At 49.5% G+C, this 23,734-nt stretch carries 25 protein-coding genes; 3 read left to right on the forward strand and 22 right to left on the reverse strand.

The genetic code is table 11. The features are described from left to right. The first annotated feature begins 13 nt into the window (after positions 1-13). Positions 14-850, forward strand: coding sequence for an FAD/NAD(P)-binding protein (locus tag LBQ00_03370; protein MDR2017905.1), 837 nt, complete (start codon positions 14-16; stop codon positions 848-850). A gap of 90 nt (positions 851-940) precedes the next feature. Here the strand turns inward: LBQ00_03370 and LBQ00_03375 are convergent, their stop codons facing one another. The 22 genes from LBQ00_03375 to LBQ00_03480 all read right to left on the reverse strand — a co-directional run bounded on the left by LBQ00_03375 (position 941) and on the right by LBQ00_03480 (position 18,293). After that, positions 941-1,903, reverse strand: coding sequence for a hypothetical protein (locus LBQ00_03375; GenBank protein MDR2017906.1), 963 nt, complete (start codon positions 1,901-1,903; stop codon positions 941-943). 523 nt (positions 1,904-2,426) lie between these two features. Then, positions 2,427-4,106: a type IV secretion system DNA-binding domain-containing protein gene (locus LBQ00_03380; GenBank protein MDR2017907.1), complete on the reverse strand. Its 1,680-nt coding sequence runs from the start codon at positions 4,104-4,106 to the stop codon at positions 2,427-2,429. Between the two features lie 48 nt (positions 4,107-4,154). Next, positions 4,155-4,628 (reverse strand): single-stranded DNA-binding protein, encoded by a 474-nt coding sequence (locus tag LBQ00_03385; protein ID MDR2017908.1) that lies wholly within the window; start codon positions 4,626-4,628, stop codon positions 4,155-4,157. Positions 4,629-4,653: 25 nt separating this feature from the next. After that, positions 4,654-5,967 (reverse strand): hypothetical protein, encoded by a 1,314-nt coding sequence (locus LBQ00_03390; GenBank protein MDR2017909.1) that lies wholly within the window; start codon positions 5,965-5,967, stop codon positions 4,654-4,656. Positions 5,968-5,975: 8 nt separating this feature from the next. Further along, a complete protein-coding gene (gene trbG / locus LBQ00_03395) occupies positions 5,976-6,971 on the reverse strand; it encodes a P-type conjugative transfer protein TrbG (GenBank protein ID MDR2017910.1) in 996 nt (331 codons plus the stop codon). A gap of 14 nt (positions 6,972-6,985) precedes the next feature. Continuing rightward, positions 6,986-7,678 (reverse strand): hypothetical protein, encoded by a 693-nt coding sequence (locus LBQ00_03400; GenBank protein ID MDR2017911.1) that lies wholly within the window; start codon positions 7,676-7,678, stop codon positions 6,986-6,988. Further along, complete coding sequence (gene trbL / locus LBQ00_03405; GenBank protein ID MDR2017912.1) at positions 7,675-8,958, reverse strand: P-type conjugative transfer protein TrbL; 1,284 nt, start codon at positions 8,956-8,958, stop codon at positions 7,675-7,677. Before trbL ends, LBQ00_03400 begins: the two co-directional genes overlap by 4 nt. A 9-nt stretch (positions 8,959-8,967) precedes the next feature. Then, positions 8,968-9,240 carry an EexN family lipoprotein gene (locus LBQ00_03410; GenBank protein MDR2017913.1) on the reverse strand — a complete coding sequence of 91 codons (273 nt, stop codon included), beginning with the start codon at positions 9,238-9,240 and terminating at the stop codon, positions 8,968-8,970. A gap of 14 nt (positions 9,241-9,254) precedes the next feature. Then, the gene (locus tag LBQ00_03415) at positions 9,255-9,539 is read right to left on the reverse strand and encodes an EexN family lipoprotein (GenBank protein MDR2017914.1); all 285 of its coding nucleotides are present in this window, start codon (positions 9,537-9,539) and stop codon (positions 9,255-9,257) included. Positions 9,540-9,549: 10 nt separating this feature from the next. Then, entirely contained in the window at positions 9,550-10,341 is a 792-nt protein-coding gene (gene trbJ / locus LBQ00_03420) for a P-type conjugative transfer protein TrbJ (GenBank protein MDR2017915.1), read from the reverse strand. A 137-nt stretch (positions 10,342-10,478) separates the two neighbouring features. Beyond that, entirely contained in the window at positions 10,479-10,739 is a 261-nt protein-coding gene (locus tag LBQ00_03425) for a hypothetical protein (protein ID MDR2017916.1), read from the reverse strand. A 9-nt stretch (positions 10,740-10,748) separates the two neighbouring features. Then, positions 10,749-11,009, reverse strand: coding sequence for an EexN family lipoprotein (locus LBQ00_03430; GenBank protein ID MDR2017917.1), 261 nt, complete (start codon positions 11,007-11,009; stop codon positions 10,749-10,751). A 90-nt stretch (positions 11,010-11,099) separates the two neighbouring features. Then, positions 11,100-11,282 (reverse strand): EexN family lipoprotein, encoded by a 183-nt coding sequence (locus tag LBQ00_03435; GenBank protein ID MDR2017918.1) that lies wholly within the window; start codon positions 11,280-11,282, stop codon positions 11,100-11,102. 4 nt (positions 11,283-11,286) lie between these two features. Beyond that, on the reverse strand, positions 11,287-11,562 hold the full coding sequence (locus LBQ00_03440) for a hypothetical protein (GenBank protein MDR2017919.1): 276 nt from the start codon (positions 11,560-11,562) through the stop codon (positions 11,287-11,289). After that, positions 11,559-13,979, reverse strand: coding sequence for a conjugal transfer protein TrbE (locus tag LBQ00_03445; GenBank protein MDR2017920.1), 2,421 nt, complete (start codon positions 13,977-13,979; stop codon positions 11,559-11,561). Before LBQ00_03445 ends, LBQ00_03440 begins: the two co-directional genes overlap by 4 nt. Position 13,980: 1 nt before the next feature. Then, positions 13,981-14,229: a VirB3 family type IV secretion system protein gene (locus LBQ00_03450; protein MDR2017921.1), complete on the reverse strand. Its 249-nt coding sequence runs from the start codon at positions 14,227-14,229 to the stop codon at positions 13,981-13,983. Positions 14,230-14,233: 4 nt separating this feature from the next. Then, on the reverse strand, positions 14,234-14,542 hold the full coding sequence (locus LBQ00_03455) for a TrbC/VirB2 family protein (GenBank protein MDR2017922.1): 309 nt from the start codon (positions 14,540-14,542) through the stop codon (positions 14,234-14,236). 118 nt (positions 14,543-14,660) lie between these two features. Further along, a complete protein-coding gene (gene trbB / locus LBQ00_03460; protein MDR2017923.1) occupies positions 14,661-15,512 on the reverse strand; it encodes a P-type conjugative transfer ATPase TrbB in 852 nt (283 codons plus the stop codon). Then, a complete protein-coding gene (locus LBQ00_03465) occupies positions 15,509-16,114 on the reverse strand; it encodes a lytic transglycosylase domain-containing protein (protein MDR2017924.1) in 606 nt (201 codons plus the stop codon). Before LBQ00_03465 ends, trbB begins: the two co-directional genes overlap by 4 nt. A 9-nt stretch (positions 16,115-16,123) precedes the next feature. Next, entirely contained in the window at positions 16,124-16,663 is a 540-nt protein-coding gene (locus LBQ00_03470; protein MDR2017925.1) for a S26 family signal peptidase, read from the reverse strand. Between the two features lie 178 nt (positions 16,664-16,841). Continuing rightward, positions 16,842-17,081: a hypothetical protein gene (locus LBQ00_03475; GenBank protein MDR2017926.1), complete on the reverse strand. Its 240-nt coding sequence runs from the start codon at positions 17,079-17,081 to the stop codon at positions 16,842-16,844. Between the two features lie 549 nt (positions 17,082-17,630). Further along, a complete protein-coding gene (locus LBQ00_03480; protein ID MDR2017927.1) occupies positions 17,631-18,293 on the reverse strand; it encodes a class I SAM-dependent methyltransferase in 663 nt (220 codons plus the stop codon). A gap of 213 nt (positions 18,294-18,506) precedes the next feature. Between LBQ00_03480 and ilvD the strand changes: the two genes are divergently transcribed. Next, positions 18,507-20,165 carry a dihydroxy-acid dehydratase gene (gene ilvD / locus LBQ00_03485; GenBank protein MDR2017928.1) on the forward strand — a complete coding sequence of 553 codons (1,659 nt, stop codon included), beginning with the start codon at positions 18,507-18,509 and terminating at the stop codon, positions 20,163-20,165. A 70-nt stretch (positions 20,166-20,235) separates the two neighbouring features. Then, positions 20,236-22,305, forward strand: a complete 2,070-nt coding sequence (locus LBQ00_03490) for an NAD(+) synthase (GenBank protein ID MDR2017929.1) — start codon at positions 20,236-20,238, stop codon at positions 22,303-22,305. Positions 22,306-23,734 lie beyond the last annotated feature (1,429 nt).

Genomic DNA, 23,734 nt, shown 5'->3' on the forward strand with positions numbered 1-23,734 from the left:
AGGAGTAAACCCAATGTCTGACAATAAGAATCCTTATTTGCCTGAAATGGCGACTATCATGGATGTTATAGAAGAGACGCCCAATATCAAGTCTTTTCGCGTAGCGTTTAATGACCCGGAAAAGATGAAGACTTTCACTTTTGAACCCGGCCAGGTAGGTCAGCTTTCTGTTTTTGGGGTTGGTGAGTCGACCTTTGTGATCAATTCACCACCAACGAGGATGGAATACCTTCAATTCAGCGTTATGAAAGCAGGAGAGGTTACCGCGGCGCTCCATGAGCTTTTCCCGGGAGATCAGATGGGAGTAAGGGCGCCTCTGGGCAACTGGTTTCCTTATGAGCAGATGAAGGGCAAAAAGGTACTCTTTATCGGCGGGGGAATAGGACTTGCTACATTGAGAACACTGATCCTTTACATGCTTGATAACAGGGGTGACTATAAAGATATTACCATCGTTTACGGCTCCAGAACTCCACCCGATCTTTGCTATAAGGAGGACTTGAAGGAGTGGGAATCGCGCAGTGACGTGAATTTGATTCTTACTGTGGATACTGAATTTCCTGGATGGAGCAAACGCGTCGGTTTTGTTCCTAACGTGTTAAACGAAATCGCCCCGTCTCCTGACGACACGATTGCCATCACATGCGGGCCTCCGATTATGATCAAGTATGTGTTGCAGAACCTGACTCAGTTGAAGTTCGGCGATGAAAATATCGTGACTACTCTGGAGGCGAGGATGAAATGCGGCATAGGTATCTGCGGGAGATGCAATTTGGGGGCGAAATATATTTGCAAAGATGGTCCGGTCTTTTCCCTTGCTCAGCTAAGGGATCTTCCAGGGGCTCTGTAGGAGACCTTTTCGGGGACCCCACAAAAACGACTTCTACCCCGCCTGGGGACCATTACGGTGAAGTTTTCTATTTTACTGCCGGAAAGCCTTCTAAAATCGATATGCGATACCTGACAGAACAACATCGGTATCCCGATCATAGTCAGTTGTGACGCGGCCCCAAGTTGCCCTTATCGCCCAGTTATTATGGATCTGGTAGCTCGCGCTTGCGCTTACGAGCCAGTCCACCTTCGTTACGTTACCGCCGCGAGATGCTTCAAAACCGAGGTATGGTCCCGCACCGACACCAAGAGAGAACCTGTCGTCAAAAAACTTCCTGCTCGCCCAAATCTGTGTCATAGGGCCTTTGCGGGAAACAGGTCCTCCTTCAACGAGCCAGCCGGTAGACCATTCCAGATAGCGGAACAGGTTACGTCGATACTCCAGAGCGCCTGTCCAACCTGTTCCGTGATCAGCCCACTCATTGATTGCTGACACGCCCGCCAGGATAGCGACTTCGTTGTTTCCTGACGGAGAGGTTTTATGTGGCGATTCATTATGTGCGTCTTTTTTTGTGGCTCCCTCAAGTTGATAACCTATCCCTATCGTGGTCGCGAACGTGTTGGCGTTTTGAGATGTCCAGGTCCAATTCGAGCGGGCCTGGAATAGAAAGCGGCTTTCGGTGTACAGAGTGGCTGAAACGCTCATTACGGTGCCCACTCCATGGGTATTTGAGTAGGAATTATCGAATGACGGCCGCGTTGTATCGAAATACATATAAGGACCAATACCAGCAGCCAGTGAAACAGAGCGGCCGAACAAGGGATACCGTCCCCAGAACTGCAGCGAGAGACCATCACGCTTATGGTTTGGGATGTGCCCTTCATTCATATAGCTTACGCTCCATGCAGCATAGTCGCCTAATCCATGGAGATAAGTGAGTCCCCATGCGTAGGAGCTATCGGACGAGTCGGTCCGGTTTGTCAATCCGCCATGGACATAAATTTCCTGGGCAAACGCGGGACATATCGTGAAAAAGAATCCAAAAAACACGCAGAAAACGGTTTTCAACACGCTCACCTCCTGAACGAGAAAAAATTCCACAGTCAGTTTGACGGTAGCCTTCCAAAGACTGAAATGCCGACGGGCCGATATAATATCGTCTCATATGATGTAACATAACCCATGCCGCTTTATTGGTCCAGTGTTTTTGTCGGGATGTTGTGAGAATTTCGAATTGACTCCTGATAAATTTTATCCTTACTGATTTCAAAATAGGATCATTGATTTAACACTCAACCACAGCACAGAGTTTGCTTGCGGCAGAAATCACATTAACGGGGCAGTGCTGATCGGCGCTTACGGCCCGCATTGAAGGGGAAATATGTTTCCCCGCCGAAGAAAAACCCATTTACATCTGGACGCTCTTGGTGGTCTACAATGCCTGCCGCGAATCAAAGAAAGCGGCGGACAGGAGGAACAATTGGATAAGGGAAGGCGGGACCTGGATGAGGAGAGGGGGTACTTGGGTCAGCAAAGGACCGAGGTTTTTCGGCGTTTTACCGACTGCGTGGAATGTCATGTTTTCATTGGATATTCATGGTAAAACCGGCTGCTTTATTAGTTCCTCCTGCTTTTGGACTACTTCCTCCAGAATATATTCGTCTTTGATTATAAATGAGGGTTCTTTCGCCGGATAATCTCTTATCTCGAATTTGCTCAAAGTGATGGATGGGTTGTTCGGTATCTTCACGTAGGCGTGAAGGTCTGGAAGGTTCATAAGTTCAGAATCAAGGATTAAGCGCTGCCTTTTTTCCCGTTGCGTGAGAGACACGCCGTCCCGATAGTTAGATACTCCCATGTTAAAGGTTTCTTCCGTTTCTATGATTTCTTCATCCCCGATTTTGTCCACCAAATATTTCGCCGTTTTGGGATCGGATACCGCAAATATGACGGATGAACAACAGGCATTTACAATCGTGTCGGCCGCGTCCGGGGTATAGAGATTATTCAACTGCCTTATATCCTGTATCCCTATCCAGCAGGAACCTCCTTTGCTCCCGGAGGCGATAAGAAGTTCCTGGATACTTGATAGCCGCTGCAGCGTCCCGAACTCATCGAGTAGAAAAAATACTCTCCTTTTGAGATCATCGGGAAGAGAAAGAAGTTTCTTCCCGAGAAAGTCAACAAAGAGAGAAAGGATAGGCTTCAATGTGTCGTCTGACTGATTTGTCACAAAGATGAACCCCGGTCTGTCATTTGAGAGCCAGTCGGTCACAGAAAAGGCGCTGTCTCCATGGGACATATATTGGAAGGCATGGGCGTACTGCGTCATGGCAGCAAAGACCGAGGAGAGTGTCTGCCTGGAACCCGCATCTTCAATGTAGCGATACCCCGCCTGGCCTTCCGGGGTTATTCTTAACCACTCATGTATTTTTTTAGCCGGCGCGGCAACTCCCTTCCATATGTCTGAATTGGTCTTGAAATTATTCCTCCAGAGATAGTGCAGTATGCCGGAAAAGACCTCTCTCGCTGCGTCGTTCCGGAATGTGTCGCCCGTATAAACAGGAGGTATCAATGAGGTAGCCGCGACGTTAATGTCGCGCTTGGTCTTAATGTCGGAAAAGAGGTTCCATTCGACAGATCTTCGGTCTAAAGGATTGAAAATAATATCCCTTCGGGGATCATAGAATCTTTCAACATAACCTCCATTAAAATCATAAACCACTGCTTTGGCTTCTCGTTCAATGAGTCTCTCCGTCACCTGAGAGAGAAAGACCGTCTTTCCCGCGCCCGGTCTCCCTACCGTCAGGCAGTGTTTTATCTCTTCCTGTTTGGGCAATCTGAATGAACCGAAAGGCAGATCCCCCGGTCCGATCTGCCGGGCGAACTCCTGGGCGCTCACAAGCCTCGCACCGCGAAGGTGCTTCGTCTCAAGCTGCCTCTTTGATTTTCTTTTAAACATGGCAATCACAAAAGGACAGCCGCAATAAACTACCGCGGTGAAAGTTAAAACATAGATAAAGTTCACGGAGAGATAGTCGAAATATGACCGCAGGATATATGTATCTGGCATATGGCCCGCTTTCACTGAATCAAGCAGGTACCGTCCGAGAACCGCATACCTCTTTCCCTGAAGAAAGTAGGTTACAGTCAAAGCGGTGATGATGTGAATGACAAAGAATGCGAGGAAGACATACAGGTGCATCTTGAGCGCCATGCGAATGCCGTTGAACCATGTCTCAAACCCTTTATATGAGTTCGTTTTTTTTATCATTCTTCGTGCTTTTCTCCGTTTACGGTTACTTTGAGCTTCTTAAAACGCTCATTCAAGTCGTTGTTGTGGTGTGAATAGGCGATGGGATTTCCGGATATAGTCCGAAATGCTCCTGTCTCCCTTGAGGCGTTGCAATATTTTGTGCTCGCTATCGCTCAACTTAACCGATATTTGGTTCATTACTTCTCTCCGGTTTCCTGCTCCGAATCTCCTGCTTTTTTGAGAATAATCTCTATCTTCTCGACGTGGACGTTGTAATAGACAGTCCCATCTTTTTCTGTTGGTTCGCATATCGCCGGATAAAAATACAAAGTCGCCTTTCTTAACCTTGAGATTTTCAGCCATCTTACCAAAAACCTGACAGTTAAACCAGTCCTCATGAAAAATACTTTCGCCTGCTTCGTTTTTTCCATCGTACCGCTTTGTGCCGATGCTGAAAGTTGCCATCTTGCCATGCGCCGCATCGATGATTTTTGGTTCCCTTACATAGCCTGTAATTTGGATCCGGTTGACCGATTTCACAAGTCCTCCTTGTTTAATTCTGACTTTATGCAGCCTCTTTATACTGCTTAAGTATCAGATCCTTATTTACATACACATTGAATTTCATGCCTGGTCTGATCTCTATTGTGGGCTGCACGTTTAAGTTCCTGTTCGTAATATTCGCCCCCGCGGTGGAGATCTGCTGGGCCGCGCCCGATACCGCCTGCTGGGGGAATGTGGCGGTCCCTACGTCGTTGTTTCCCGCGGCTACCTTTGCGCCAGCCGAGAGTGTAGAGCTTAGTATCACACCGGCAATGAGCTTGCCGTAATGGTTATTTACCTTATCTTTCATGCCCGCATAGCCGGAGAGATCCACTCCCGCCATTCCTTCAAGGTCAATGGAATCGCCGTTCGGGAATATAAGTCTCGTCCAAACGATAAGTACTCTTTCCTGAGCGTAAGCTACCTTGGAGTCATACTTTCCGATTACCCGTGTTCCCTGCGGTATCAGCAGATACCTTCCGGTGACCGTATCATAGACATTCTCCCGCACTTGTCCGGTAAGATTGCCGGGCAAGTCGGAGTTGACCCCTGTGAGCATAACCCCGGGAATAATGGAACCCGCCTTGACTTCATACTTTGATAGCGGTGATATGAGGGCGCCTTTTACATAGACGTCCTTTGTGAGGTTTTCATGATCCGATACAAATTCCCGCTTCGCGGTCTGCATGTTCTGATCGTCGTCCTTCTGCCACGGCATGATTGGCATGTTGAGCTGGGGAGGCATCATGGCGGGGATCGTCGGGAGAAATGGCGCTGCCGCCGTGGGCGTACTCGCTGAACCTAAGAATTTTATCGGGCTCTTTCTCGCGTCAAGACGATCCTTTTCCGCGTCCGACATCTGGGCCATCTGAGGGACGTTGCCGCCTGTCTGGGCGTTATATTGGCTGATGGAGGACGGAGATATGCTCCTTACGCTCCCCACGCCGCCCATATCCTGATCGGCAGCGGCTGCCTGCATTTCACCTTTTTTGATCTGCTGCGCCTCGTGAAAATCTCTCAGGCCGTCATAGGTGTCAGGCGCGTTGGAGATCACCTCCGTCGCAAGGACGTTCTCGGGGGAGGAAGGGGCCTTCTGTGACGCTTCGGCGGCCTCCTGGGGCGTGAGTTTCTTCGGGGGCTGAAGTGCCGACATAAACGTAAAAGCCATGACAAGTCCTGCCACCGAGGCGAGGATTATGAGCATTTTACGGTTAAATCTCGTGCCCGTAGGAGTAGGAGGATGGATAAAGCTGCCCGTTACCTCCTTGGGTTCCTCCGGCGGTCTGTCTGTCTTCTTCCTGACGAATGATGCGAGTTTATCCGGGATCTTCAACACGTCCTCCCTTAGTCTTTTTCGATTTTCTTGATAATTACTCTTTCTTTGCCGTTTATCAATTCCGCCTGGGCAAAGAGGCGGTCTACTATGTAGTAGTTCCTCTTGACCCTGTAGTTAACGAGCATCAGGTTCTTCCCGTCGCTTACAAAGAGAGCGGGGGCCTCGCCTGATGACATTGTAGGGGACATCTGGATATAAGTTTTCATTCCGTCGTCAAAGACCATTCTTGGCGTCCAGGAATAGGAACCTCCGAAAAGACCGCTTTTTTCCTCTATTTTGTAACTAAAATTTATCTTCTCCGGGGTGATAAGGCCAGATACCTGCTCTTCTTCCTTTTCCTTCTTCACGGCCTCCTGCCGCAGGAAAGCCGCCTTCTCATCAAGCGGATAGGTCCATCCTATGATCGGATTGTAGGATTGCCCGGCGCGGGCCCTGATCTGGTAGGATCTTCTGTCCGTCGTGATTATGAAGTTGGTAGAGATGTTTGACTTCAAAGGTTTTACATATATGTGCCACTGCTTTGTATCTCCGCTTCCCGACTGCGCCCGGTCCACCATCCAGCGGGTAGTATCTCCGCCCCCTACAAAGACCACTTCCTCTCCCGGTTGGAGCTGTATATCGGTTAAGTGCCCCTCGTGACAGTAGATCTGATATATGCCGGTCTGTCGGTAGAAGAAGATGGATTTGGCACTGATCTGCACGGCTTCAGAAGCGTTCTCCACGCCCTCCCGCTCGGCTGCCTCTATGGATTTAGCTGCCTTGAGAGAGTCGCTTTCTTCCTTGGGGGTCATGGGGTCTTCATCCGGGGGCGTTGGTGTTGTTGTCTGTACAGGGCCGTCTCCCGCTCTGGCGGAAGGGATGACGCTTGCGTAAGGTAACAGGCAAAGGGCGATAAGCCCGGCGCCGAGTACGGCCACGAGATACGCCCTGTAGGCGTCTCTGAATGGAGAATCACCTCCAAAAATGTTCCTAATTGCCTTATATGTGTCTTTGATGGCTTTCATTTGTTCCTCTCCTTTTAAAGTTCCCTGGACCATGAAAAATCGCTTATGTATAGTCCCAGCGGGTTTATCATGATCTCTTTTTCGCTTGAGGGCGGGGTAAAGTCGATGGTGATGAGACCGGTCATGCGGTAGGACTGCTTGGGGGAGCCTTCCTTGGAGAATACGTCTTCGGTCCAGCGTACCTGATAGGTCTTCTCCGACATCTTGACAATCGCAGTCGGTGTGACCGATATGGTCTCTTCCCCGATCTTGCTCATGGGATCGTCCTTTTTCAGGATCTCATTCATCTTGATCGCCGCTTTTTGCCGCATGGAGGCATACGCGCTTACGAAGGACTGCTTCTTGACCACCGCGTCAAGAGGCAAGGCCCTTATATCTTTAACCCACTTGCCGAGAAAGTATTTGATCTCATTCTCGTTTGCCGAGCGGTTGGCCTGGGTGGCCTTACTCACTGCAAGGAGTTCCCCGGCCTGGCCCACTTCGATGATGTAGGGGGCTACAGATGATTTTGTTGACTGAAAGATTAACCCGAGGATTAGGACCAGGCAGAGACCCATGGCGGCGAAGGCGATGAGCCGCCAGTTATACGCCTGCATCCGCGCGGTCCCTATGCGGTTATCCCATATCTCCTTCGCCTTGAGGTAGGGGGTAAGAGGCAGGCCATCCGGTTTGTAGGTTTGGGTCGGCTGGTTGAATTCACTGCTCATGATTTATCTCCTTTCGGGTCTGGTTTTGCGCTTCCTTTTGTGGCAGAAGGGGGAACTTTGTTATCTGCGTGATTCATGCGGGTTTTCATGGCCGCATAGTCCATACCGCTGGTACCGGAAAAACTGCCCCATCCTGCGCTGGATGAGCCGCTTCGTGATGGCGGGCTTTTCCCTGCCCCGCCTGAACTCTTTATAAATCCGTCAGGGTCGGCAACGGCCCGCCTGCCGGTATTGTAGGATGATTTTAAAGACTCTGTAACCGTGTTGATTCCCTTTGATATATAACCCGCGGCGAGGCCGGCTACTCCTCCCATTCTTCCTTCCCCTCTCATTTTTCCTTCCTTGGCGGCGCCGGCGGTCTGACTTATTCCCCCGGCGGCCGCCTTGACTGCGTTATAACCTTGCTTTGCCACGCCGGCAGCAGCTCCACCAAGTGTGGCTGCTGCCGAACCTGCGGAGGCTGCCGCGCTTGCGGCAGTCCCGGCGGTAAGCGAGGGACTCCCGGAGAGAAGGCTCGTTGCCACGGTAGGCGCGTGCCAGGCGAGGAAGGTAATTGCGAGAGAGCCGAGGAGAAGACAGAGGTCTTGTTGCAGGGTCGGATCTACAGGTAAGGTCCATGTCTGGACGAGAGGAATGGAAACAGCGGCGATAAACGCAAGGACCATGAGCTTAATTCCGAAAGAAAGAACCGCACCGATGGCCTTCTCCCCGAGAAAGGCGGTACGCCTGTTGACTCCAAAAGGGAGAAGGATAAGGGCCAGCGTGGATACAACATAGAATTCAAGGTAGGTGATGAATATTTGTATGCTGATGATGAAGAATAAAAAGACGATGAGTAAGCCGACAAGACCGGTGAAAGCTATGTCCGAGAGATTTTTCATCATGTCCATCACGCCTATATTTTTGATGTGATCAAAGATGGGAGCCGTGAGTATGATGCCTTGATCAGCCAGAGCAGACGGGTCTGTCAGTAGGGCGCTACTAAGCGATCCCCCTCCGGCTTTGAGACCTATTGCCGAAAAAGTGTTCGAGACAGTATTTATTAGCATCTTATAATCCATGACGATCCATATAAAGAAGCCATATTTCAGAGTCTTCTGAATAAGGGTTTTCATATGGTCGCCGTCGCTGAGATTGAGAACAACGGCGAGCACAAGGTCTATAACTATGAGTGTACCGAGAAGCCACTTGGCGTCGCCGTGGATGAAACCGATGCCGTTGATAAAGGCGAGACCGAAGCTTTTCAGGATAATAGTAAGTATTCCAACATCGGGTGTCATTTTTTTATCCTAATATTGTTGTATTCCCGGTCCTTTGCCCGGTCCGTCAAGCGGTCTTCTCGGGGGGCCGAAATCAAACTGTCTTTTCAGATTGGTGGCAGAATATGCATCAATAGCGGCACTACATTCCCTGTCAATCATTTTCTCGGCACTGGACAGACGCTTGCATTGTTCGATTTTTGCCTTCATTTCTTCTGGATGTTGTTCGTAATATTCAACGGTTTTTGACCCGCAGGCCGGAAATAACATAGCAATGGCAACAAGAAGTAATAGTTTTTTCATAAATTCTCCTAGAATTATTTGATGTGGGAACCCTTACCCGGTTCTTGTAAAGGGTCTTTTATAATATACTTATCAAGCGGATTCTCTAGAATTATTGGAAGAAATTGATTGGAAGCCGCCTCTTCGGCTGCCGTGCACTCTCTGTCAGCCATTTTCTCGGCTTTGGACATTCGTTTTCTGCACTCTAGAAGTTTCTCTCTCAGTTCTACGCGGTGTTTTTCATAATACTTTGCATCCTTTTTTGACCCACAACCCGGAAATAACATAGCAATGGCAACAAGAAGTAATAATTTTTTCATGTTTGATCTCCTAATATTGTTGTATTCCCGGCCCCTTACCCGGTCCTGCAAGCGGACTTTTTCTCGGGGGGCCGAAGTCAAGCTGCCTTTTCAAATTTGTCTCCGACATTGCCTGCTTCTGCGCTTCCGCTGCAAAGTACGATGTTTGCGCCCTATTGCTCGCGGCGACTATTTCCTGAAGGCGCATAAGCTGTTGCACGGTCATACCTGATAATTGATTTCCTACCTGGGCGGCAGAAACAGCGCCTGATGCTGATTGGGATGCTTGTATCAGGCTTCTAAGGTTGGCTTCATCATCTCCTATCTGTGCGGTCAGTCCCTGCGCTCTCATGGCATCGTAGGCGCTGTTGCTGCTTTGGTCTAAGAGCTTTTGAGCCTGATTTGCATATTCTTTGGCGGGAGTGTTGTTATTGTAGCTCGCAAAGTTCTTATATACGCTGTCATAGGCGTTTTGGAGCCGGGCGTAGTCCATGGAGATACCGCGCATGCTGTCCCTTACCGTGGCAAGGGCCGACATATTGGCCTGTATCCGGGACAGGGAAAGGGACGCGGCAGAGGGACTCATGTGCTGGAGATTTCTCGCCTGGTTCTCCAAGGCTCGCATCTGATTCTCAATCTGTGTGGCTGTGTTGGACGCTGTCTCAAGCTGCTTGAGATAGCTCTGGATCGCCTGCACGTAGACGGACGGATCAAAGACTATATCTCCGACTCCGAGTATGGCTTGGCAGGGAGAATACAGGAGCATGGACAGCAGTAAAACAATACCGATAAAAAGGTACTTTAGGTACTTCCAACGAATCATTCATTACCTCCTTTTAGGTTTTTTTCTTCTAACAAATATTATGTAACCGGTTCTCTTGCTTATACACCCTTTAAACGGCCTTCCAGCCTTACTCTCCCAAAGGCTAGCGGGGAGTACAGACCTCAAAAGCCGAACGATCATGCCTCAAAACCTGAATTTACGAGGCTCCTGTAATCCATGACAAACCAAATAAAAAAACCGTACTTCAAGGTCTTCTGAATAAGGGTCTTCATATGGTCGCCATCGCTGAGATTGAGAACCACGGCGAGGGTGAGGTCTATGACTATGAGCGTACCGAGAAGCCATTTGGCGTTGCCGTGGATAAAACCGATGCCGTTTGTAAAGGCATCGCGGAAGCTGCTTAAGAGTGTGGTAAGTATACCGGCATCGGGTGTCATTTTTCTATCCTAAAATTGTTTTATTCCCGGTCCGTTACCCGGTCCCTGCAAAGGATTTTCTTTTATGGTACTTTTGAAGAAGCGTTTGGAAATAACATTGTTAACCGCCGCACACTCTCTGTCAGCCATTTTTTCCGCTTGAGACATCCTGCCGCATGCTTCTATCTTCGCTCTCATCTCTTCGGGGTGTTTTTCATAGTATTCAGCGGTTTTTGATCCGCAGGCCGGGAGTAACATAGCAACGGCGACAATAAGTAATAATTTTTTCATGGTTTTATCCTCCTAAAATTGTTGTATTCCCGGACCCTTGCCCGGACCGTCAAGGGGTCTTCTCGGGGGGCCAAGGTCAAACCTACTTTTCTATTTGGCATCAATGGCGGCGACACACTCTTCGTCAGAAAGGATCTCCATTATGGTCATTCGTTCACACTTTTCCAGCTTCGCCTTCATCTCTTTAGGGTGTTTCTCGTAGTACTCTTTGGTCTTTGCCCCGCAGGCCGGAAGTAACATAGCGATGGCAACAAGAAGCAATAGTTTTTTCATGATTTTATTCTCCTAAAAATGTTGTATTCCCGGACCCTTCCCCGGTCCCTGTAAGGGGCGCTGTATATGGTCTCCGCGGTACATTTGAATAAAGGTTTCCCGCTTGAGGAGGAAACTTCCCCTTGGGTGCGATCTTCTCCCGGACTTCCTTGGCTTGTGTCTGCGCCTCTGTATATATTTCCTGACCGGCGTATCCCGCGATACGCTCTAAGAGAACTTTTGTTTCTGAATCAATTTTAGTAAATTCTTCCCCTGCTTTTTTGGTTTCGTCATCCATCATGATTCTTCTCCTTGTACAGTCTCAAAGAATGATGAATCAAGATTCTTGTATCTCAGCCAGGCGTTATTAAAATCTTCCCCGGCTGCCTGGATCTCGCTCACCATCTTTCGGTCATCGGGGGAGCTTGATCCGCAGTAAGCGAGAGCCAAAGGCCCAAGGGCAAGATCAAAGAGCCTGGATCCTTCGGGCGACTTGTAGTAATACTGCCTTTTAGGGGTGGCCGTGCCGATGATCTGCACTTCCCGAGAATTGAGGCCATAACCCTGGTAAATGGCGGCCATCCGCTCATCAAGAGCGTTGGAGTTGGGGAGATAAATCTTGGTGGGGCAGGATTCCTTGATCACGGCCGATATGGAGCTATTCTCCACATCCTGGAGCGACTGGGTCGCAAATACCACTGCCACGTTGGCCTTACGTAAGACTTTGAGCCATTCCCGGATCTTCGCGGCAAAGATGGGATTGTCCAAAAAGAGCCAGCACTCATCAAGAAAGAGGATGGTAGGCGATCCGGTAAATCTCTGCTCAAGGCGATGGAAGAGATAGGAGAGGGCGGGCGGCACTGCCGCTCGTGTCTCCATGAGCTTCGCCATCTCAAAGACCTGCCAGCGGCCATAGGAGAGCGTGTCGTGACTTGAGTCGAAGAGACGGCCAAAGGAACCGGCAATGGTCGCGGGTTCCAGGGCTTGCCGGAGTTTAGTGTCTTGAAGAAGCAGAGTAAAGCCGGTCAGGGTGCGCTGCTCAGGAGGGGAAGATGAGAGAGACTTCAGGGCCGTCCATACGGCCTTTTTGACGTCGGGGTTGACTTCTACATTTTCTGCCCGGAGGAAGTCATATATCCACTCGGCCGCCCAGGAGATCTCAAGCTCGTTATCAATCGCGGCTAAGGGCTGAAACGAGAGCGTCCCCCCCGATGTATCTGCGCCGAGGTCGTAAAAATCCCCTCCTACTCCCGCCGTGAGCGCCTTAATGGAGCCGTCCTTGTCAAAGAAGTATATCTGGGCGTCTTTATATCGCCTGAATTGCGCGGCGAGGATTGCAAGGAGCACCGACTTGCCGGAACCTGTCGGTCCGACTATCATGGTATGGCCCACGTCGTCGATGTTAAGGTTGAGGCGGAAGGGCGTGTTCCCTGAGGTCTCCGTGTGCATGAGGACCGGGGCATTTAAGTGAGTATTCATCTCAGGGCCTGCCCACGGAGCCGATAAGGGGAATATGTGCGCGAGGTTCATGGAACTCATGAGGGGCCGCCTTACATTCGCTCGGGGGATGCAGGGGAGCGAGCCGAACCAGGCGTCGACCGCGTTCACTGTTTCGTTGATCACCGTAAAACCCAGACTGGTTATTGTCTTCTCAACGGCCCGTACTTTCTTTTGCGCTAAGATGGGATCTTTATCCCATACGATAATCGACGCGGTGTAGTATCCATAACTTACAATGTCGTCGGCCACCTCCTGTAAAGCTGCGTCGGCGTCGGCCGCCTTATTCATGGCGTCGTTATCCACCATGGCGCTTTCTGTCTGGGTGATGGTTTCCTTGATAAGGACTCCGACACTCTTTCTTTTGGCAAACCATTGGCGGCGGTATTTGCCAATCTCAGATAAAGCGTCGCGTTTATCCATGGGAAGGTACCGGGTCACCCAGCGGTACCCAAAGTTGAGTCTGTTGAGATTATCCAGCAGGCCAGGCACGGTTGATCCAGGAAAGCCCATAATGGAGATAACTCTAAGGTGATAGTCTCCAAGGCGTGGTTCAAAGCCGGAGATAAGGGGGGTGTCCGCAAGTAAGGCGTCGATATACATGGGTATTTCAGGGGCTATAACCGGGTGTCTCTTGGGGGAGATGCAACTGTGGAGATAGGTTAGCGTCTCGCTGTCGGTAAGCGGCCTTGCCTCAGGAAGAACCTCTGAGAGAAGGGAATAGATCCTGTCCGTTTCCGTGATAAACGCCTTCAGATGAGCCTGATATGTCTCCTGCTCTTTTTCATGGCCCTTGCCTCTTTCGATGAAGGCTTTCTCTACCTTCTGGTGGCGCTCCGGGGGAGGAAGATAGAGCAGGGTAAGATAATATAGACTCTCGTAGTGGTTGCCGAGAGAAAAAAATACCCTCCTTTCTTCCTCAATCAGAAGAGTCACCGGGTCAGGGAACCCCGACTCTGGGTATTCCTGGCTGCGCATCCTTTGCGCCTCGGTATAGATTGCCCAGCCGCCGGAGAGGCGCTTGATCGCATTATTGAGCCGGGCGGTGATTGAGACGAGCTCGGCAGGGGTGGCGCTGTCCAAGTCCGGCCCCCGGAAAGCATAAGATTTCTGGAAGGAGCCGTCCTTGTTGAGCACCACCCCCGGAGCGACGAAGGCCGCCCAGGGGAGGAAGTCGGATAGTTTGTCAGATTTTTTCTGGTATTCTCTGAGATTGAGCATGTCAAGTTCCGTAGTATGATTTTTGTTTGATGTGGCGGCGGAAACAGTCAAAGAACTGGGGGTCGCGCTTGGTCATAACGACTGCCGCGATGTGGACGAAGAGACAGAAGGGGATCACATAGAAGGAGTGGAGGGCTATACCAAAGGCGGCGCCGATGGTGCCGTTAAGAATGGCAACCGACCGGGGTACTCCCCCCATGAGGATTTGTTCGGTTAACGCCCTGTGAAGCGGTATCTCGTATCCCTCCATGGCCCTACCTCATAAAGCAGCCGCCGGTGAAGCCGAAGAAGGCGAGACCGAAGGTGCTTGCGGAGAAGGCTATTGAGAGACCGAAGACTATGCCCAGGGCCTTTTTCATGAGGCCGCCGCCTTCTCCAAAGGCAAGGCCAAGGCCCGTCAGGGCGATGGCGAGGACACCGGCGATCTTAGCGACAGGTCCCGTTATGGAATCAAGGATCCTCTGAAGAGGACTTTCCCACGGCAGACCGGAACTTGCGGCATGGGCGAGGACGGGCAGCAAAAGGATTGCCGCCATGATCAACAAAACCGAATAGCGCTTCATATAAAAACCTCCTAAAGTAAGTTCTTGACGACATAATCGCCGCCTGTAAATCCCGTCACCTCGATGATTTCCTGGATTCTTCTGGAGTGACGGTAACGCTCAATGTAAATAACGTTGTTCACCGCCTCGGCGATAAGGGCCTGCTGCGGTGTTGGTATTGCCTCCTAATTAGCTGCTCAAGGCGGGTAAGTCCCCCTTTTGCGCTATTGGCATGAACTGTGGCAACGCCTCCGGGGTGGCCCGTGTTCCATGCTTTGAGTAAGGTCAGGGCCTCCGGGCCTCTCACTTCTCCGACGATAATTCTATCCGGCCGGAGCCTCATGGTGGCCTTTAAGAGATCATTCATGGAGACATGATCCCGGGAGCGCAGGAATACAGTATCCGGCGCGGTGCATTGGAGTTCCAGGGTATCTTCAATGATTATGCAGCGATCCTGGGTTTTCGAGACTTCATGGAGTACCGCGTTGGCGAGGGTGGTCTTGCCGGAACCCGTCCCGCCTACGATAAGGATATTCTTTTTTTGCTGGACCGCTTCGATGATTTTTTCTTTTTGAGACTCGGTTATAATGCCGTCTCTGATGTAATCGTTGAGCGTAAAGACCATGAGCGCCTTTTTGCGTATGGTAAAGACGGGAGTGGAAGTGACAGGGGGCAGCATCCCCTGAAAGCGGCTTCCGCTGCCCGGAAGTTCCGTTGATACCATGGGGTACGCGGCATTGCATATTGATCCGGTGGAACTGGCGGCGAGCTCAATGACACGCTGGGCGTCCGCGGGGGACATGGTGGCTCCGGTATCTGATCTGCCGGCTCCCAGGCGGTCTTCCCATAGACGGCCATCGGGATTAAGCATCAACTCTACTACCGAGGGATCGGCAAGAAGTTTATTCACGTGAGGTCCAAGGGCCGTACTTAGCATCTCAAGCAGTCTGTGGTCGTGAGTATCTGTGTGGAGATCCCGTACATTGTTCATGGGGCGTCGTCCTTACGGTAAAAGGTGATAGCATTGATGGGTTCGCAGGGGATTGTGCGGAGGGAGTGAGTGCGAGCTGAGCGAGTTGATACGAGACGGGTAGTGTGCGTTGGTAAGCAATCTATGCCGCGGGCTTTTTTGAGGATTTTTGTAACATAGCGGGTTCCTTTGTACGGAGTGCCGGTATTGTAAGAAGAAAGGGCTTTAAGAAGAATAAGGTCAGGAGAATCTTTGGGGTTTTTGTCCCGATGGCGATAATAAAAGTCTGCTAAGATCTCCGTGCCGACCCTGATATTTGTACAGGGATCGAAAAGGCTTTCATGGTCTATTTTTTTCTTTCTCAGGTGCCAAGAGTTGATCTGCATGAGGCCCATGTCTATGGAGCGGCCGCTCTTAAGGAGTCTGCTTGCAATCTCGGCAGCCTCGGTGCGGCTGGAAGGAGTGTAGGAGGTTCCGGTGTCGTTATCGTGGATGGCGAGAGGGTTGCCGGAACTTTCTACGTCGATTATGGCTTGGGTGGTCGCAGGATGGACCTCGGGGCCGCAGGTTGTAAGTGTGGACAAACCAAAAACGCCGGCTAAGAAGAAGATGGCCCCGATCATACCCTGCGCTTACCAATACCAGAGGGGGGTCGCTTTACCTTTAATGGAACTTACCGGAACAGCACCGAAGTATCTTCCGTCAAAAGAGCGTGAATAAGGGGAGATGGGCAGAAATGTCCCTGACTTAACTGTGTGGATGCCTGTAATTCTGGGTAGTGTTCCTCCTTCGCCGTCTTGGGTATAGACCGCGCCGATGTACTTATTGTTGATACAAAAAGAAGCGCCCTCTATGGAGAACGTATCTCCGGCGAGGGCGCCGATTTGCTTGATGAGAGGCCAGCCTGCCGGGAGCCAGCGGCGGCCATAAATATAGGGGCGGGCCACCTCAGGGGGGTCAAAGACGACCAGATCACCCGGGGTGAGGGCGGCAGCGGGGGTGATCTTATAGATGCCAAGGGGCATACTTGATGAGAGGTTCAGGTAGTAACGCTTTTGAGGGTTACTTGCGAGAATAGACAGAAGCGGCAATATTGTTGCTATGGATATTATAATCAGAATGTTACGTTGCCGTGTTGATACAGAAAAAGAATTAGTCCGTGCGCTTCTCATTCATCATTCCCTTATTTGGGTAGAATTTATCCTAAATAGGGTGTAACTGTCAAGAAGAAGCCACCATAATTTATCGAAAGATTTTATTGATGTACTAATAAAAATACAGACAATATTTAGAGGATGTAACGTATATCTACATTATCCTAAAGAGGGTGTAACTGTCAAGAAGAAACCATCATAATTTATCGAAAGATTTTACGAGTTTATCAAGCACTTCACGATTACGTTCAACAAAGTTGAAAAAATTGATGTCTTCCTTAAAAGAATCCAGGGCACAGTACAGAATAGCGAGGCGACGCATAAATTCAGAATCATTAAGGCCGAGGGATTTAGCGTAACTATGTATTTTTTCCTTCTCGGCGGTGGGAAGTCTTACATGAATCCGGTCATCTTTAGCGGTTCCAGCGGTTCTCATCGTCCCTCTGATAAAATGTAATTTTGCGCATTAAGCCTTTTTGCTATATGTAGTATGTAGGCTAATCTCTACTACGACATATGGAAATAATCAAGACATATTTCCAAAATCTCAATCCTTTCAGAGGATATACAATAGAGATTTTGTCGCTGGAAGGATAATTAGTAATGAACGATCTGAAAAAGTATTTGGATGAGCAGCCATCAACAGGATAGAAAACTGGAGTTGCAGTCCCACAATTAACAATCGGCTTCGGGCCGGTTATTGGACAAGGCTTTGTGAAAAGACGCTGGCTATCGTGTTCAGTTAAGCCCTGTCAACATATAAGACGAAATATACCATACTATCTCTATGGAAATTAACGAAACTCAATATGCACTGATGGTTGCCGCATCCGATAGGAACGCCGTAGTATTTTCACTTTCAGGAGATGCACCGCAAGGACGTAGCCGGATATGGTTTGCTCTTTAGACCGACATATCATAAAGGATAGAATTTGAATCTAGGTTTGTGGGTAATGTGGTCAACAAGAACAGGTCGGCCTGAATATCATTTGTGAGACCTCGATTTTCCGAAAAAATGGGCGATCCTTCTGTCTAAACCGAGTAGGATAGGGGGGACAAACAGGTTGGCCACATCTTTCCATGAATTGCCTTTCTGCTTCAGCCAACGGACCCTCCATTTCTCAAATTCCTCATAAAACTTTTCAAGAGGGTATTGCCTGCCTTTGAAACCGATCCCGACCACTGTGTGTGGAAACCTGTCGATCCCAGCATAGCCGACAAAAGAGGAGGCAAAAGGCGCAAGAAGGCTTCTGAAGCCGTCAGGGGTAAAACGCCAGTAATCATATGGAGTGGCGTGAATTCTGAAGTCGAGTACCGATGTTATTACGACGATCCCGTCCGGCTTAAGTATTCTGTGTATTTCATGAAGAGCGGTATGTGGAAATTCCACGTGCTCAAGGGTGTCGAGTGTGATGACTGTACCTACCGTGCTGTCCGGCTGGTCAATGTGGTGGAGGTTAAGGACACGGTCGACGCCGGTACCCTCACGCATGTCACATCCTACGTACTCCTTGCCCGAAAAAAAGGACCTCAAATCGGCGATTCCTTCCAGACCAGGCAATTGAAGGGCACCAAATTCGTAAACCGGTTGCTCAATAGGCAGGGTCTTAGCGATGATTCCGGCGAATTGCCTGATAGATTTCCTCATTATCCTTATCCTTGATCCTTCTCTTGAAGACTGGCTGTTTTTTAAACCGGTCCGACTCCATTCCATCCTTTGATTGGTATATTAATAGAACAAAACCATGGAGAAATCAACCGTGTGATAGTATAATAATTTTCTATCTTATGTATAAAACCAGGCCGCCGCGTCCCGTGAGTAATAAGGAAATTCATGGCCTGTGCCTAAGGAGAGACAATAATGAGATCGGACAGAATGAAGAAAGGGATCGAAAAGGCACCTCACAGAACTTTGTTTAGCGCGATGGGTTGCCTGCCCGAAGAACTTGAAAGACCGATAATAGGGATCGCTAATTCAGCAAATGAGCTTATACCGGGACACATCCAACTGAATAGGGTCTGCCAGGCCGTCAAGGACGGCATCAGACTGGCGGGCGGTACGCCCATGGAATTTTCCACTATAGGTATTTGCGATGGCATTGCCATGAACCACGAGGGTATGAAATATTCTCTCGGCTCAAGGGAACTGATCTGCGACTCCGTTGAAGTAATGGCGAAAGCATACCCCTTTGACGGCCTTGTGCTCATACCTAATTGCGATAAAATTATTCCCGGGATGATGATGGCAGCGATGAGGCTCAATATCCCTGCCATCATGATAAGCGGGGGTCCTATGCTTGCGGGAAGATTTAAAGGAAAAGCCGTGGACTTAATATCCGTCTTCGAAGGTGTGGGAAAAGTAGCTGGAGGTCTTATGACCGAGGAGGTTCTTTCCGTGCTTGAGCAGTGTGCCTGCCCTGGCCCAGGCTCCTGTGCCGGTATGTTTACCGCCAATTCCATGAACTGCCTCTCCGAAGCGCTTGGTATAGCCCTTCCTGGCAATGGGACGATCCCTGCGGTGCATGCGGCACGCATAAGACTTGCCAAGGTCACGGGGAAGAGAATTGTAGACTTGGTGAAAGAGGATCTTAAGCCGAGAGACATTGTGACCATGGATTCCTTCGTAAATGCCATAACTGTTGACATGGCCTTCGGGGGGTCCTCAAATACCGCCCTCCACCTTCCGGCCGTAGCCCATGAGGCTGGCATTAACCTGCCCCTTTCTCTTTTCGACGAAATTTCCGAGAAGGTACCTCATCTCTGTAACATGAGTCCTGCCGGGCCCCATCACCTTGAGGACCTGTGTGAGGCCGGAGGTGTATATGGCATCATGAAGGAGCTTTCGAAGAAGAAACTTATCAACAGGAAGTGTGTAACGGTGGCGGGCAAAAAAGTGGGAGATCTCCTCAAAGATGCTACAATTGAAGATAGAGAAGTGATCCGCCCCTTTAGTGCACCTTATCACGAGAAGGGCGGTCTCGCTGTATTGAGCGGCAGCCTTGCTCCCGATGGCGCGATAGTGAAGCGGATAGGCGTTCATGAGAGCGCCTGGCATTTTAACGGGAAGGCAAGAATCTTTGAGAGCGAGGAGGACGCAGGATCAGCAATCATGGAAGGAAGGGTTAAACCAGGAGAAGTGCTGATAATACGGTATGAGGGTCCCAAAGGAGGCCCTGGAATGAGGGAGATGCTTACCCCCACGAGCGTTCTTGCTGGAAGAGGGTTGGATGCTCAATGTGCTCTCATAACCGACGGAAGGTTTTCAGGAGGAACCAGAGGGTTGTGTATAGGCCATGTCTCCCCTGAAGCTGCCGAAGGAGGCCCAATTGCCTTCGTGCAGAACGGAGATATAATAGAGATTGACCTCATCAGGAAAAGTATAGACCTGAAGGTGAGCCCCAGGGAGTTGGAAAAGAGAAAGAGGGCGTGGAAGCGTCCTGAACCGAAGATAAAGACAGGCTACATGGCGCGCTACGCGGAGAAAGTAACGAGCGCGGCGACCGGGGCGGTTTTTAAGTGAAACTTTGGATGCCTGACCGATTCGAAAAAGGTGTACGGGAATTCGGGCGGAAGAGGAGATAAAGAGGAGAATGAAAGCCGATAGCTCTTTTTTCAATCTTTATCATCATAATTTCGTCCGTCTCGCCATGGCGGTGCCCGAGGTAAGGGTTGCGGACCCTGCCTTTAACGCGAGGACGACAATAGACCTGGCGAAGAAAGCAGAGGAGGAAAAGGCCCTTATAGTAGTATTTCCGGAACTGGGACTGTCGGCCTATACCTGTGAGGATCTTTTTCATCAGCAAGCACTTCTTGATGGTTGCCTGGGAGCACTTTCGGAGATATGCACAGCCTCCAGGAACTTATCAGTCGTCATTGTGGCAGGACTGCCCCTGAAAGTCGACCACATGCTCTTCAACTGCGCAGTCATCGTTTTTCGGGGCCAAATTTGCGGGGTTGTGCCCAAGACCTATCTGCCCAATTACCGGGAGTATTATGAGTTGCGCCAATTTACAACCGGAGACTGCGTTCGTGAGGGCAGTCTCCGTCTTCTGGGGCAGTCTGATATTCCTTTTGGTAATAACCTTCTTTTTAAGACTAACAGCCAGCCGCTTTTGACGCTTCACATTGAGATATGCGAGGACTTGTGGGTACCGATCCCTCCTTCATCCTATGCCGCACTGGCAGGAGCCACTGTACTCATAAACCTTTCCGCGTCGAATGCGACTGTGACGAAAGATGATTACAGGCGCCAGCTTGTATCCAATCAGTCTGCCAGATGTCTTGCCGCATACCTCTATACCGCTGCCGGAGTCGGAGAATCCACCACTGATCTGGCATGGGACGGACATGGGATGATCTGCGAGAACGGTACCATGATAGCGGAGACGAAACGGTTCTCTTATGAGCCGCAACTGGTTACCGGAGACGTCGACCTCGACCGTCTGATCCAAGACCGCCTGCATCAAAACAGCTTCAGCCGGAATGCCGAGAGAAACTCCGCAGATCTTGCCGGATTTCGCACTGTGCTGTTGGAAGTACCTCTTCCTGTTGAGGAAACGCTATTTCTTCGCAGGAGTTATGAGCGTTTCCCTTTTGTTCCAAGTGGCCGGTCCAGTCAGGATGACAGGTGTAGAGAAGTTTACGAGATCCAGGTTCAGGGACTGGTGAAGCGTCTTCAGGCCACCGGCATAAAGAACGTAGTAATAGGTATTTCCGGAGGGTTGGATTCAACCCATGCCCTTATTGTGTGTTCCCATGCAATGGATGTGATGGGTCTCCCAAGAACTAACATAATAGCGTGCATGATGCCAGGGTTTGCCACAAGCAATCGCACTCTTGACCAGGCCCGACGGCTGACCGCTGCAGTCGGGTGCACAACTCACGAGATTGACATCAAGCCGAGTTGCATGCGGATGTTTGAGGACATCGGTCATCCTTATGCACAAGGGGTACCGATATATGACATTGCCTTCGAGAATGTACAAGCCGGTGAGCGGACAAGCCATCTTTTCCGGATTGCGAACCTGAGGCAGGGGATAGTGGTGGGAACGAGTGATTTGAGCGAGCTTGCGTTAGGATGGAGCACATACGGAGTTGGCGACCACATGGCCCATTATCATGTCAATGCTAGTGTGCCCAAGACGCTCGTGCAGTATCTGATACGGTGGTTGGCAGACAAGAGGGAACTTGGGATGCAGGTGAGCGTGGTGCTTTACGATGTACTGGCAACTTCGATCAGCCCGGAACTGGTGCCTGGATCAACAGATGAGGAACCAGGTCAGCATTCCGAACATGTGATAGGCCCTTATGAATTGCAGGACTTCCACCTCTATTACTTGCTCCGGTTCGGTTTTCTTCCAACCAAAGTCGCTTTTCTGGCCTGGTCTGCATGGCATGACAAAATGAAAGGCACTTGGCCGGATATTCCTGAGGGACAGCGTCATCAATACACAATTGGAGAGATCAAGGCGTGGCTCAAAGTTTTTATCAGGCGTTTCTTTAAATCCAGTCAGTACAAGAGAAGTTGCATCGCAAATGCACCGAAAGTTGGGTCAGGAGGGTCTCTTTCCCCCCGGGGTGACTATCGTGCGCCGAGTGATAGTGAGGCCACGCCCTGGCTTGAATCACTGGAACGGATTCCCGAGACCGAGCCTGACTAAAAATAGATGGAGTCGAAGCCGAAGAGATCCGTCATCTAAATCTTATTTCATTTTAATAATAAGATTTTACTGTGAGGTGTGTTTTCTCTATCAAGTCGGACAGGCATATGATGAAACTGTATTTGACATACTCCTCCGGAATGGAATCAGTGGGCAGAAAATTAGCATGATGATGGCATTCGATAGTTTTGGGTATGATATTCGATAATTGCCAGTGATGTACCAATTTGGATCCTAAAATGGCACGGTTGATGCCGTAAGATGTCTCCTCTATACCGATGAGCGGTAAATCGGATGCGACTGGTTCAGGAATAAAGCATTTTCCTATAGGGTCTTTCCACGAACTTCCTAAAATTTCTTGACTATTTTCACTAAAATATCATAAACGTCTTCGTTTCTGAAGTTAAATCTGAATTCGCATTCTTTGATGTGCTAGTAAACTCTGTGCTGTGGTTGAGTGTTTATATCCGTCTAAAATCAAACCATCGCAGGCTTTGTAGCAATACTATGCTTAAGGGATGAACTTTTTTGTTGATTATTGCCCTTGAAGTTCGTCGGGGATGACTTCCGTAGGTCGTCCAAAAACATTTAATAATTTTGTAATCACTTAATTTACTATGTTTAAGCATATCTTGACATTATTTCCTTTTGGTTTAGTTGGAAAGATCCTAAAGTTATTTTACACAGTTTTAATCGCCTAAAAATACGTATTACGTCCTCCTGTCGGGCCAAAGAGACACCTCTATCCGGCTACGGACCGCGCGGTTGTCGCTGTTTTCCCGGGCGATAGCGAGAGCGCCATGAACCCTTTCTCGGCCATACAAGGAAGAACCCCAACGATAGTCAAGGGAGATTTCAGATAAGAGAATGGGAGGTGGTCTGGCGCGGCTGAATCAGTCTCTTGGCGTGCTCTAAGATATGATGGTAAGTCTCCATCCCTTATCTGAAAGCACAGATCTCGAGAATACAAAGCAAAAGAGATATCTGGACAACGATTTATTGATACTCAGAATGTAGTTTGTCCCTTCCATGACAAATGTAACCGTACTTGACAGATGGTAGAATGCCCTATAAACTTGGTTTGTGAGGATATCCCATCGGACTAAAGAGCGGCTTCTGCGTTAATTGTGACAACAAACATGGCTGTAAATCAAGACGACCGCCGTGTATTGATCAAATGGAACGAGATGGAGCGCTTGGAATCTCAGGCAAACGGTACCTGATGGAATGTGGCAAGATCGGGAAATGTAAAGAAGAGTGTTACTTCTTCCGTTCATGTTGGAATGAAGAGGAGTACAGTCGGATGATTGGCTAGGGCTTTATCACCATAAGACGAAATATACCTACTATACTATATGGAAATTAACGAAGCTCAATATGAACTGATATCAAGCCGTTTTCCAAAACACAGGAGACCTGCAGATATAAG

It is taken from the genome of Syntrophobacterales bacterium (assembly GCA_031274925.1).
Taxonomy (GTDB): Bacteria; Desulfobacterota; Syntrophorhabdia; order Syntrophorhabdales; family Syntrophorhabdaceae; genus PNOM01.